Genomic DNA, 12,062 nt, shown 5'->3' with positions numbered 1-12,062 from the left:
GTCCTGCCGGCAAGGGCATGCAGCCCGGCGCCAGTGTCGTACGATGAGCGAATGAAAATCCTGGTGACCGGTGGCGGTGGTTTTCTTGGCCAGGCCTTGTGCCGCGGCTTGCGCGATCGCGGACACGATGTAGTCAGTTTCAACCGCGGCCTGTACCCCGAACTCGACGCGCTGGGGGTCAGGCAGATCCAGGGCGATCTCGCCTCGGCCAACGCGGTCATCCACGCCGCGAAAGGTTGCGAGGCGATCTTCCACAACGCCGCCAAGGCCGGTGCATGGGGGCCCTACGAGGACTACTACCGCGCCAACGTGCTCGGTACCCGGCATGTGCTTGATGCCTGCCGGGCGCGTGGCATCAATCGTCTGGTCTACACCTCCAGCCCGAGCGTGACCCACCGGGCGACCCATCCGGTGGAAGGCGGCAGCGCGGAAACCGTGCCCTACGGCGAGCACCTCAAGGCGCCGTACGCCGCAACCAAGGCGATCGCCGAGAAGGACGTGCTGGACGCGAACGACGCATCGCTGGCTACGGTGGCATTGCGGCCACGGCTGATCTGGGGCGTGGGTGACAACCAGCTGCTGCCGCGATTGGTCGAGCGGGCTCGCGCCGGCCGGCTGCGCCTGGTCGGCGACGGCAGCAACCTGGTCGATACCACCTATATCGACAACGCCGCGCAGGCCCATTTCGATGCGTTCGATCATCTTGAGCCCGGCGCTGCGTGCGCCGGACGGGCGTACTTCATCAGCAACGATGACCCCCGGACCATGCGCGAGACGGTCAATGGCCTGCTCGCCGCGGCGGGTGCGCCGTTGGTGAACAAGACCCTGCCGTTTGGCCTGGCTTATGCGATCGGAGCCACCTGCGAAGGTTTGTGGCGAGCCCTGCCGCTGGAGGGCGAGCCACCGATGACGCGTTTTCTTGCCGAGCAACTGGCTACCGCGCATTGGTATGACATGGGTCCGGCGCGGCGCGACTTTGGCTACCGGCCATCGGTGAGCTTCGACGAAGGGCTCGCGCGCGTTGCCGCCGCGTATTCCGGCTCCAGCCATGACCACGGCGGGATTGGCCAAGCCCAGTAGAATGCGCGAATGACCGAGCCATCACACCCGTCCAGCCCGTCGCTCCTGGGCGCACTCAAGCCCGCGGCCGGGCGCGCGCTGGAAGCCGCGCTCAACCGTGCGCTGGCACTGGACCCCGATACCCGCGACAGCCTGCGCGCGCTGGATGGTCGACGGGTCGCGCTGCGCCTGAGCTCGCCGCCGCTGGCACTGCAGGTTCGCGTCAATGGTGAGCGACTTGAGGTCGGGCCGATTGAGGGCGAACCCGAGCCGGATTTGTCGGTACGCAGCACCCTGGGCGGGCTGATTTCGCAGCTGCCTTTCCTGCGCAACGACGATGCACCGCCGGTCGGGAAATTGCGGATCGAAGGCGATGCCGACCTTGCGCGGCGACTGCAGCGACTGGCCGAGCGGTTCGACCCGGACTGGCAGCGGCCCTTCGCAAAGGTGTTCGGGGACGTGCTGGGGGTACAGATCGCGAACGCGTTGGCGGCCGGATTGCGCCGCGCACAGGTCGTGGCCGGGCAGCTCGCCGGCAGTGCGGCCGAGTTCGTCACCGAGGAATCGCGCGACGTGGTGCCACGCGCTGAGCTCAATGCCTTCCATGACGACGTGGATGGTTTGCGCGATGACGTGGAGCGGATTGCCGCGCGCATAGCCCGGCTGCACACCAGCGCATCGAAGCTTGCTGCGGGTAGCGGCTCGGCCGGGGACGCAACACCATGAAGTCGGTTTTCCGCGCCTGGCGGATTGGCCGGGTGCTGCTGCGCCATCGCCTCGACGACCTGCTTGATGGCACCGCGGCGGAGCGTTGGCTGAAGCTGGCGCGCCCGTTCGTGCCGCGTGCGCCTGTCTCGATCGCCATGCAGTCACGCGGCGCCCGGTTGCGGCTGGCGCTGCAGGAGCTTGGCCCGATCTTCGTCAAGTTCGGCCAGATACTGTCCACCCGTCGCGACCTGGTGCCGCCGGACATCGCCGCCGAGTTGGCGTTGTTGCAGGACCGGGTTGCGCCGTTCGATGGCGAGCTCGCGCGCACCATCGTCGAAGAGGCATTGGGCCGCCCGGTCACCGAGGCATTCGCGCGCTTCGATGTCACCCCGCTGGCGTCGGCATCGATTGCCCAGGTCCACGCGGCGACGTTGCCGTCGCCTGACACCACCCCCGGTCGCGAAGTCGTGGTCAAGGTGCTGCGGCCCCAGGTCGAGGCGCAGATTGCCGCCGACATCCGGTTGCTGCGCGCGTTGGCCGGCGTGGTCGAGCGCACCCATCCGCGCGCCGACAAGATCCGCCCGCGCGAGGTCGTCGCCGAGATCGAGAACACCCTGGCCGCGGAGCTCGACCTGGAGCGTGAGGGTGCCAATGCCAGCGTGCTGCGGCGCTTCTGGACCAAGCCCGACGGCACCCCCAGCGACGACCTGTACGTACCCGAGGTGATCTGGTCGCACACGGCCGGCCGCGCGCTGACCCTGGAGCGCGTGCACGGCATTCCGTCCGACGACATCGAGGCGCTGGACGCGGCCGGCATCAATCGCCCCGCGCTGGCGGCCAAGGGCGTGCGGGTGTTCTACACCCAGGTGTTCCGCGACAACTTCTTCCACGCCGATGCGCACGCCGGCAATATCTGGGTCGATACCGACCCGGCGCGCAAGGCGAACCCGCGCTTCATCGCGCTGGATTTCGGCATCATGGGCCAGCTCTCGGATGAAGATCAGTACTACCTCGCCGAGAACTTCATGGCGATCTTCAACCGCGATTACCGCCGCATCGCCGAGCTGCACCTGCGTGCCGGCTGGATGCCTGCTGACAGCCGCGTGGACGAGCTGGAAGCCGCGGTGCGCGCGGTGTGCGAGCCGTACTTCACCCGGCCGCTGAGCGAGATCTCGCTGGCCGAGGTGCTGGTCAAGCTGTTCCGCACCGCGCAGCGGCATCAGTTGACCCTGCAACCGCAACTGATCCTGCTGCAGAAAACCCTGCTCAACATTGAGGGCGTCGGCCGGCAGCTGGATCCGAAGATCGACATCTGGGGCGTGGCCAAGCCGGTGCTGCAAAAGATCCTGGTCGCCCGTTACAGCCCCAGGCGCTTGTTGGGCGAGTTCCGCAAGCGCCTGCCGGAGCTGGTTACCCACGCCCCGGAAATGCCGCGATTGCTGCACGCCTGGCTGACCCAGCAGATCGAGGGCAAACATGAGCTGCAGATGCGCTCGCAGGATCTGGCCGAGTTGAGTCGCAGCGTTCGCGATGCGCAAAAACATACCGTCGCGGCGATCCTTGGCAGTGGCCTGCTGATCGTGGCGGCGGTGCTGTATGGGCTGGAGGCGGGCGGGCCGACGCTATGGTCGATCCCGGTCGCGTCCTGGGTCGCCGGCGTGGCCGGGCTGGTCGCGATGCTGATGGCGTGGCCGCGGCGTCCACGACGGTGACCGGTGAGTTCATCGACGGTGACGTAGCGGACAGCGTGCCGGTCGCGTCCGCACTCGCGCTGGACGTGCTGTATTGCGACGAGCACCTGGCCGTGGTCAACAAGCCGGCCGGACTGATGGTGCACGACAGCGCCCTGGCGCGCGGTGAGACAGACTTCGCCGCCGATCGCCTGCGCGAGCAGTTCGGTCGCAGGGTGTTTCTGGTCCATCGCCTGGACCGCGCGACCAGTGGTTGCCTGCTGCTGGCGTTTGATCGCGACAGTGCCTCGATGCTGGGCAAGGCGGTGATGGCGGGCGAGATCGAAAAGGACTATTGGGCAGTCTGTCGGGGATGGCCAGACGGCGACTTCCAGGTGGATCACCCGCTTGACGGGGGGCCGGGAAAGCCGGTCAAAAAGGACGCCACGACCCGCTTCCAGCTGCTGGCGAAAACCGAGTGCGACTGGCCTTCCACGAGCTTTGCGTCCTCGCGCTACGCGCTGTTGCGCGCGCAGCCGCAGACCGGTCGTTTCCGCCAGATCCGTCGTCACCTCAAGCACATGTCGCACCACCTCATTGGTGACACCAGTCATGGTGATGGGCGACACAACCGGGCGTTCCGGATGATCGGCGTGCACCGCATGTTGCTGCATGCGCAGCGGCTGGCATTCGCTCACCCGGATTCGGGGGACGTGCTGCAGGTGACCGCGCCGGTTGATCCGCCGTTCGGCAAGGTGCTGGAGTTGTTCCAGGGGCTGCCGCAGGAGTGTCGGAGCGAACCCGGGCGCCGCGGCGTTTAGACTCGAGCCATGGTCGAGATCGGCAGCATCGTGATTCCCGAGTCCGAACTGGTCGAGCGTTTCGTGCGTTCTGCCGGCCCCGGCGGGCAGAACGTGAACAAGGTCGCGACTGCGGTCGAGCTGCGCTTCGACATCGTCAACTCGCCCTCGCTGCCCGAGCCGGTGCGCGAACGCCTGCTGGCGCGCCGGGATCGCCGGATTACCCTGGACGGCGTGCTGGTATTGAATGCACAGCGGTTTCGCACCCAGGATCGCAACCGCGAGGATGCGCGTGAGCGCCTGGCGGCGTTCGTCAGTCACGGGCTGCAGCCGCCCAAGAAGCGTGTGGCAACCAAACCGACCCGGGGATCGAAGGAGCGACGGCTGGCAGGCAAGCGCGAGCGCAGTACGATCAAGCAGGGACGGGGGCGATCACGGCAGGAGTGGGACTGACGGGTTTTCCGGTCGGTGGCCGGAGACCATCTCGCGGCGAGTTGAAGACGGGCGACGGAAACATAGGTAACTAGAACACGGGGAAATATCCAGCCGATGCGTCGACCAGACCATGCTCCTGCTGCAGACATCGTGCCGACGTTGCCAGCCAGCGTGCCGCGGACGAAGCCAAGCCGTTTCCAGCGTTGGCTGGGCCGTAGTGTGTTGCGGCTGGGCGGCTGGCGGATGCTGGGCGAGTTCCCGGACCTGCCCAAGGTGGTCCTGATCGGGGCACCACATTCGTCCAATTGGGACGGGATCTGGGGGTTTGCGGCCAAGTTGGCGCTTGGACTGGACATCAAGATACTGGGCAAGGACTCGTTGTTCCGGGTGCCGTTGGTGGCGCTCGTGCTGAACCGGCTCGGGGTGATCCCGGTCAATCGCAGTGCCGCCAGCGGGGTGGTCGGACAAGTGGCCGAAATGCTGGAGCAGGCCGACCGGTTCTGGATCGGTCTGGCACCGGAAGGGACCCGCAAGCCGGTGGAGCATTGGCGGACCGGCTTCTGGAAGATTGCCCATGCCGCCCAGGTGCCGGTACTGCCGGTGTACTTCCACTATCCCGACAAGGTGCTGGTGGTGGCGGCTCCCATCAGCTTGAGTGAGGATATGAGCGCCGACATCGGACGCATCCGAGAGTGGTATCGCGGCGTATCGCGGGGCAAGCATCACGACGCCTGAGGCGGTCTCCGGCACGTGGTTTGCCGGGTTGGCATGGTAATGGCGTTTGTCTTTGTCTGGGGTGGTATTTCCCAACAAACGAACCAGTTGGCCGTCCAGATCACGGCCGCGGAGTGCCGCAATGCGCCGTTTCGACGCTGTCTTCCGTCTTGCCCGTGTCACGAGATCCCGACTGTGGATCGGGCGGCGCTGAGCCATGGCCTGTGTGCCCTGGTTCGTGATCGGTCCGAGCACCTGGCTGGCGGTATCCGGTTATTGGAGCGCGGGCGATCCGGCCGTGCCGACGCCGGCCGAGGATTGGCGCCGGGCGATCGTGGACGTCGTCATCCCGGTTTACCGCAACCAGGACACGATCATTCATTGCCTGGCGTCATTGCTGCGTCAGACCCGTCTGCCAAGGCGCGTGGTGCTGGTCGATGATGCCGGGGTTGGTCGTGACCACGCCATCCAGTTTGCGCGGGAGTTCGCACGCGCGAATGGGATCGATCTGCAGATCGTGGTGCGTGCCTGGTCCATCGGCCGGGCCGCGACCTTGAAGTGGCAGGCGCGCCAGTTCACCGGGGACGTGATGTGCGTGCTGGATGCCGATACGGTGCTTCAATCGCCGGACTACATCGAGCGTTGTGTCCGTGAGCTGTACCAGGGCGTGGGAATTGCCAGTGCCCGCGGGAGCGTCAAGCCGTTACGGCAGGACGACCGAGTCGCGCTGGCAAGCACGACCCCGTTCCAGTATTGGCTGGGCGAGGACGGCTATCGCGACCCGAGGGCACATTGGCCGGCTTACCGGCGTTGGTGGCATGCGCTCGGCGTGGCGTACTACGAGCACCTCGCGCAGATCCAGCAAGGGGTTGTCGACAGCGGGCTGATGCGCAGCCAAGGCGGCGTCGCATGCGCCTCTGGTGGCGCGGTCGCCTATCGACGCCGCTACCTGGAAGATATGTTCGACCGCTATGAGCCGATCCGTGGCGATGACCTGACTGCCGTTGAGGATCAGTTCATTGCTTTGGCACTGGCCACCGAGGGCTATCGCAATATCCGCGTCGCCGATGTCGTGGCGCGCACCGAGTATCCCGAACTCCAGCACCTGCCACGCCGGTGCTGGCAAGTCAGTATCGGGCTGCTCCAGTGCGGACACTACTTCGATGTATTGCTGCGCAGTCCGCTGCGCGTTGCTCAACGATGGACGCAAAGGCGCGGTAAGCCACCGTCACGTACGCGCGGCGATGGCGATGATCTGCAAGTCGACTTGCGCCGGGTGCACGAGGCGTATCGACAACCGTTCGGTGAGCGTCTGACCCGGCACCAGGGGCGGCCCGCCGGCACCACGCTGATGTTGATGGCGCTGGAACAGCTTGGGTACCCGACGGCGTTGTACGCGCTGGCGTTGACTGGGCACTGGAGCCTGTTGGCCAGTGTGGTGGGGCTGGAGGTGGGCGCCGCGCTCTTGTTGGCCTGGTGGGTCGCGGGCGCCGATCGTTGGCGTGCCCTGCGACGGGCCGCGTTTGTCACGCCACTGCGTTATGCACTGATGCTGACTGGGCCATGGGCCATGGCGTGGTTTGCCGGCCGGCTGTGGCTATGGGGTCGCTACCGCTGGTTCGTGCGTCGACAGGTGGACGGCGTCCGGCTCCGGCGTGGTCGCTGATGCATCGTCGTCGAGTCGCCTCAGCGTAGGGATTGCCCGGTGGCGTCGTAATCCTGGCGCATGAACAAGTCCGGTTTGATCAGTTCGGTGAACGCACGCGCCTGGGGGCTGAGGTACTTGCCCTTGCGCACCACCACGCCATAGCTGCGATCGGGAAAGTAGTCCGACAGCGAACGGGCCGCCAAACGGGCGTCATCGGCAGGACCCAGGCAGATCGCAGTGACAATGCTGATCCCCAGCCCCATGGCCACGTACTGCTTGATCACCTCCCAGCCGCCAACCTCCAGCGCGACGGTGTAGGGCACGCGATTGCGCTGGAACACCAGATCGACCATCCGGTAGGTGGTCAGCCGTTGTGGCGGCAGGATCAGGCCGTAGGGCGACAGGTCCTGCAAGCTCAGCTTCTTCAGCGAGGCCAGCGGGTGGTCAAGCGGGGTGATCAGCATCGGTTCGAAACGCGCCACCGGCGCGTAATCCAGGTCGCCAGGCACGTCGAGCATCGAGCCCACCGCCAGGTCCACCGCATCGGATCGCAATAATTCCAGGCCGCCGGCGCCGGTGACGTTGTGCAGGTTCAGCCGCACCTCTGGCTGGGCGCTACGGAAGGCTGCGACGATCCGGGGTAACAGGTAGAGGATCGTGGAGCTGCCGGCGGCGATGTTGAGTTCGCCGGCATCCAGCCCGCGCACACGTTCCCGGAACACCGTAGGGAGCGCATCGAACCCCTCCACCAGCGGCCGGGCCAGTTCATACAGAGCCTCGCCTTCGCGCGTCATTACCAATCGTCGGCCGCTGCGTTCCAGTAGCCGCAGGCCCATGTCGCGCTCCAGTGCCTGCAACTGCAGGCTGACAGCGGGCTGGCTCAGGTATAGCGCCTCGGCGGCGCGCGAAACCGAACCCAGTCGCACGGTCTGGCAGAACGCCCGCAGCGGCTTCAGCCGGTCGCCCTTGTAGGAAAAGCGCGGAACCGTGGGCGACTCGGCAGTCATTTGCACTCTCGTCGGGGACGCGCTGGAGGTCTGATCGGCAGGCTGGGTAACAGTTGCGATCCAGTTATATGTAGATCTTATACAAGACATTGAAATATCTGTGTTGTCAAATACAGGTACGCCACCGCATGGTCGATCTCCATCCCAACGGAGTACCGGCATGTCGGCAGCACAGCCTCTTGCCCCGCGAGATCCCACCGCAACGGTGACCATTACCGCGACGGCCAACGATCAGCAAAGCATGCTTCAGCAAAGCGTGCTGACGCCTGAAGCGGTCGAGTTCCTCGCCGCCCTGCACCAGCGCTTTGAAGCGGCTCGCCAGGCGTGCCTGTCCCACCGGATAACGCGTCAGGCAGCGTTTGATGCCGGCCAGCTGCCGGATTTCCGCGATGACACCCGCTCCATTCGCGAAAGTGACTGGCGAGTCGCGCCATTGCCGGCTGCGCTGTTGGATCGTCGGGTCGAGATCACCGGCCCGGTCGACCCCAAGATGGTCATCAATGCGCTCAACTCCGGCGCCAATTGCTTCATGGCCGATTTCGAGGACAGCACCTCGCCGACCTGGGAAAACCTGGTGGCCGGCCAGCACGCCCTGCGCGCCGCCGCTGCAGGCACGTTGGAATACACGAGCCCCGAAGTCGGCGGCAAGCCGGCCAGGCACTACGCACTCAAGCCGTTGCCGGAGCAAGCGGTGATGCTGGTGCGTCCGCGGGGCTGGCATCTGGACGAGAAGCACGTGCTGGTCGATGGCCAGCCGATATCGGCCAGCCTGTTTGACCTGGGACTGTTTGCCTTCCACAGCGCACGCCTGCTCGCGGCGAAGGATCGCGGCCCGTACTTCTACCTGCCCAAGCTGGAGTGCATGGAGGAGGCGAGCTTGTGGGATGACGTGCTCGCTCACATCGAGACGTCACTCGGGCTGGCGGCAGGTCAGATCAAGGTCACCGTGCTGATCGAGACCTTGCCGGCGGTGTTCGAGATGGACGAGATCCTGCACGTCCTGCGCGGGCGCATCGCCGGCCTGAACTGCGGGCGCTGGGATTACATTTTCAGCTACCTGAAGACCTTCCGTGTCCACCGCGACAAGGTCCTGCCCGAGCGCGGCCAAGTGACGATGGATCAACCGTTCCTGCGCATCTATTCGGAGCTGTTGATCCATACCTGCCATCGTCGCGGCGCCCATGCGATGGGCGGCATGGCGGCGCAGATTCCGATCAGCAACGACCCGGCCGCGAATGCAGCGGCGATGGCCAAGGTGCGCGCCGACAAGATACGCGAGGTCACCGCCGGCCACGACGGCACCTGGGTCGCGCACCCGGGGCTGATCCCGATTGCCCGCGACGTGTTTGACGAGCGCATGCCGACACCGCACCAGCACCACGTGCAGCGCGCGGACGTAGAGGCCTTCACCGAGCGCCAGCTGCGCGATCAACTGGTCACTCCCCCCTTGGGAACGGTCACGCGCGCGGGCTTCGACAACAACGTCGAGGTCTGCGTCCGTTACCTCGCGGCTTGGCTGGATGGCACCGGCTGCGTGCCGATCCACTGGCTGATGGAAGACGCGGCGACGGCCGAAATTGCTCGAGCGCAGTTATGGCAGTGGCTGCATCACGACGGTCACCCGTTGCACCTGGACGACGGCACGCCGATCGATTTCACCTTGCTTGAGCGCGCTTTCATCGGCCTGCCGGCCCGGCTTGGCGACCCGGCACGACTGATTGGCGGCAGCCGGATCAGCGAGGCGGTCGGGATGCTTGATCGACTCTGTCACGCCAACGCCCTGGAAGCCTTCCTGACCATTCCTGCTTACCGGCGACTGGACTGAACGCCGGCTTCCACCCCCATACCACCAGAGGATCAGACCATGACCATGCAACCGACCGCGGACCAGATACGCCACGATTGGGACACCAACCCGCGCTGGATCGGCATCCAGCGCCCCTATTCGGCCGAGGAGGTGGTGCGCCTGCGCGGAACCGTCAAGGTGGAACACAGCCTGGCCACGTTGGGTGCCGACAAGTTGTTCCAGTCGTTGCACAGCACCGGCTTTGTCAACGCCCTGGGCGCATTGACCGGCAACCAGGCCATGCAGCAGGTCAAGGCCGGACTGAAGGCGATCTATCTATCGGGCTGGCAAGTCGCTGCCGACGCCAACCTGGGCGGCCAGATGTACCCCGACCAGTCGCTGTACCCGGCGGACTCGGTGCCGGCGGTGGTCAAGCGCATCAACAACACCCTGTTGCGTGCCGATCAGATCCAGTGCGCGGAAGGTGCTGGCGATATCGACTTCCTGCAGCCGATCGTGGCCGATGCGGAGGCCGGCTTTGGCGGCGTTCTGAACGCCTTCGAGCTGATGAAGGGGATGATCGAAGCCGGTGCCGCTGGCGTGCATTTCGAGGACCAGCTGGCCAGCGCGAAGAAGTGCGGCCACATGGGCGGCAAGGTGCTGGTGCCGACCCGCGAGGCGGTCGAGAAGCTGGTCGCCGCGCGCCTAGCGGCGGATGTCATGGGTGTTCCGACGTTGATCATCGCTCGTACCGACGCGGAGGCCGCCGACCTGTTGACCAGCGACATCGACGCCAACGACGCCGCGTTCGTCACCGGCGAGCGCACCGTCGAAGGCTTCCACAAGACCCGCAAGGGCATCGACCAGGCCATCAGCCGCGGCCTGGCGTACGCGCCGTATGCCGACCTGGTCTGGTGCGAAACCGGCAAGCCGGACCTGGCGTTCGCACGTAAATTCGCCGAAGCGATCCACGCGAAGTTTCCCGGAAAACTGCTGGCCTATAACTGCTCACCGAGTTTCAACTGGAAGGGCAACCTGGATGACGCGACGATTGCGAAGTTCCAGATTGAGCTGGCCGCGATGGGCTACAAGTTCCAGTTCATCACCCTGGCTGGTTTCCACGCACTCAACTACGGCATGTTCCACCTTGCCCGCGGGTACGCCGATCGCCAGATGAGCGCGTTTGTCGAGTTGCAGCAGGCCGAGTTCGCCGCTGCCGCGGAAGGCTTCACCGCGGTCAAGCACCAGCGTGAAGTGGGTACCGGGTACTTTGATGCGGTGGCCCAGGTGATCCAGGGCGGGCAATCCTCGACCGTCGCGTTGAAGGGTTCGACCGAGGAGGAGCAGTTCGCACCCATGCGCGCCGTGGTGGCATGACCCGGCGCGTTCTGAAGGATGCGCATTGACATTACCCCTTGATGATACTGTGGATTTACAACATCCGGAGACAAGGGGTAACGGGGTCATGCGTTTTTTCATTCTGGTTTCATCGGCAGTGTTGAGCCTGTTCGTCAGTTTCTCGGTGTCAGCTGCTGACGAGCCGCTGTCATTCTCCGAAATCCGCGAACAGCAAATAGAGGTCCGGGCGGACGTGGACGCCAACAGGTCTCCCTACGACGACATGTCACAACGCGACCGGGAGCGTCTGGTGCAACGGCAGGACGACTTTCTGCACCTGATCGAGGGCAAGGCTTCGTTGCTCGATCTGGACGAAAGAGGCCGGACCGAAGCCATCAACTCTCTGGAGTGGATCCGGGCGGAGATTTCCGGCGCCGAGGAAGACCGCTTGATCTGCAAGCGCGTAACGCGTGTAGGCACCCACATGAAAGAGCGCGTGTGCAGAACCGTCGCGGAGCGGCGCAAGGATCTGGAAAACTCGAGAAAACTGTGGGGAACCGGCAATCCTTGTTCCAACCCGAATGGGTGCACGACGGCGAACGCGATGAGCGGCGACAGGTAGGTAGCGGTTCTAGCCCTACAAACATCCGAGGAGACTCATGTCCAATTACAAAGTCGGAGACCACGTCAGTTGGAACTCGGAAGCCGGCCACGTGAGTGGCACTATCAGCAAAGTCCACACCAGCGACTTCGACTACAAGGGTCACACCCATCGCGCCACCCGGGACGATCCCCAGTACGAGATCAAGAGCGACAAAACCGACCATGTCGCCGCGCATAAAGGCAGCGCACTGCACAAGTTGAAAGATTGACGAAGCGTCGCCGATGAGTGGCATG

Annotated in this window: 12 protein-coding genes; 11 read left to right on the top strand and 1 reads right to left on the bottom strand. The window is 65.1% G+C overall.

Features of this window, described 5'->3' with window-relative positions:
- Positions 1-51: 51 nt before the first annotated feature.
- The 7 genes from oleD to ACW7G1_RS00160 all read left to right on the top strand — a co-directional run bounded on the left by oleD (position 52) and on the right by ACW7G1_RS00160 (position 7,052).
- A complete protein-coding gene (gene oleD / locus ACW7G1_RS00190) occupies positions 52-1,080 on the top strand; it encodes a 2-alkyl-3-oxoalkanoate reductase (protein ID WP_456977759.1) in 1,029 nt (342 codons plus the stop codon).
- Between the two features lie 9 nt (positions 1,081-1,089).
- Positions 1,090-1,785, top strand: coding sequence for a ubiquinone biosynthesis accessory factor UbiJ (locus ACW7G1_RS00185; protein WP_456977758.1), 696 nt, complete (start codon positions 1,090-1,092; stop codon positions 1,783-1,785).
- Positions 1,782-3,479, top strand: a complete 1,698-nt coding sequence (ubiB, locus tag ACW7G1_RS00180) for a ubiquinone biosynthesis regulatory protein kinase UbiB (protein WP_456977757.1) — start codon at positions 1,782-1,784, stop codon at positions 3,477-3,479. The genes ACW7G1_RS00185 and ubiB overlap by 4 nt, the downstream gene beginning before the upstream one ends.
- Complete coding sequence (locus tag ACW7G1_RS00175; RefSeq protein WP_456977756.1) at positions 3,392-4,258, top strand: pseudouridine synthase; 867 nt, start codon at positions 3,392-3,394, stop codon at positions 4,256-4,258. Before ubiB ends, ACW7G1_RS00175 begins: the two co-directional genes overlap by 88 nt.
- A gap of 9 nt (positions 4,259-4,267) precedes the next feature.
- On the top strand, positions 4,268-4,690 hold the full coding sequence (gene arfB, locus ACW7G1_RS00170) for an alternative ribosome rescue aminoacyl-tRNA hydrolase ArfB (RefSeq protein WP_456962869.1): 423 nt from the start codon (positions 4,268-4,270) through the stop codon (positions 4,688-4,690).
- A 96-nt stretch (positions 4,691-4,786) separates the two neighbouring features.
- Positions 4,787-5,407: a 1-acyl-sn-glycerol-3-phosphate acyltransferase gene (locus ACW7G1_RS00165; protein WP_456977755.1), complete on the top strand. Its 621-nt coding sequence runs from the start codon at positions 4,787-4,789 to the stop codon at positions 5,405-5,407.
- Between the two features lie 196 nt (positions 5,408-5,603).
- A complete protein-coding gene (locus ACW7G1_RS00160; RefSeq protein WP_456977754.1) occupies positions 5,604-7,052 on the top strand; it encodes a glycosyltransferase in 1,449 nt (482 codons plus the stop codon).
- Positions 7,053-7,072: 20 nt separating this feature from the next.
- On the opposite strand, the gene ACW7G1_RS00155 is transcribed toward ACW7G1_RS00160, so the two are convergent.
- Positions 7,073-8,041, bottom strand: coding sequence for a LysR family transcriptional regulator (locus ACW7G1_RS00155; protein WP_456977753.1), 969 nt, complete (start codon positions 8,039-8,041; stop codon positions 7,073-7,075).
- Between the two features lie 160 nt (positions 8,042-8,201).
- Between ACW7G1_RS00155 and aceB the strand changes: the two genes are divergently transcribed.
- From aceB to ACW7G1_RS00135, 4 genes are all read left to right on the top strand, one after another.
- On the top strand, positions 8,202-9,866 hold the full coding sequence (aceB, locus tag ACW7G1_RS00150; protein ID WP_456977752.1) for a malate synthase A: 1,665 nt from the start codon (positions 8,202-8,204) through the stop codon (positions 9,864-9,866).
- Between the two features lie 39 nt (positions 9,867-9,905).
- A complete protein-coding gene (aceA, locus tag ACW7G1_RS00145) occupies positions 9,906-11,204 on the top strand; it encodes an isocitrate lyase (protein WP_456977751.1) in 1,299 nt (432 codons plus the stop codon).
- 88 nt (positions 11,205-11,292) lie between these two features.
- Complete coding sequence (locus ACW7G1_RS00140; RefSeq protein ID WP_456977750.1) at positions 11,293-11,787, top strand: hypothetical protein; 495 nt, start codon at positions 11,293-11,295, stop codon at positions 11,785-11,787.
- A gap of 37 nt (positions 11,788-11,824) precedes the next feature.
- Positions 11,825-12,037, top strand: coding sequence for a DUF2945 domain-containing protein (locus ACW7G1_RS00135; protein WP_456977749.1), 213 nt, complete (start codon positions 11,825-11,827; stop codon positions 12,035-12,037).
- Positions 12,038-12,062: the final 25 nt, after the last annotated feature.

The sequence above is a fragment of the Lysobacter sp. A378 genome (genome assembly GCF_054052125.1).
The sequence above is the reverse complement of the archived record's forward strand: the minus strand, read 5'-3'. Positions and strand labels throughout refer to the sequence as shown.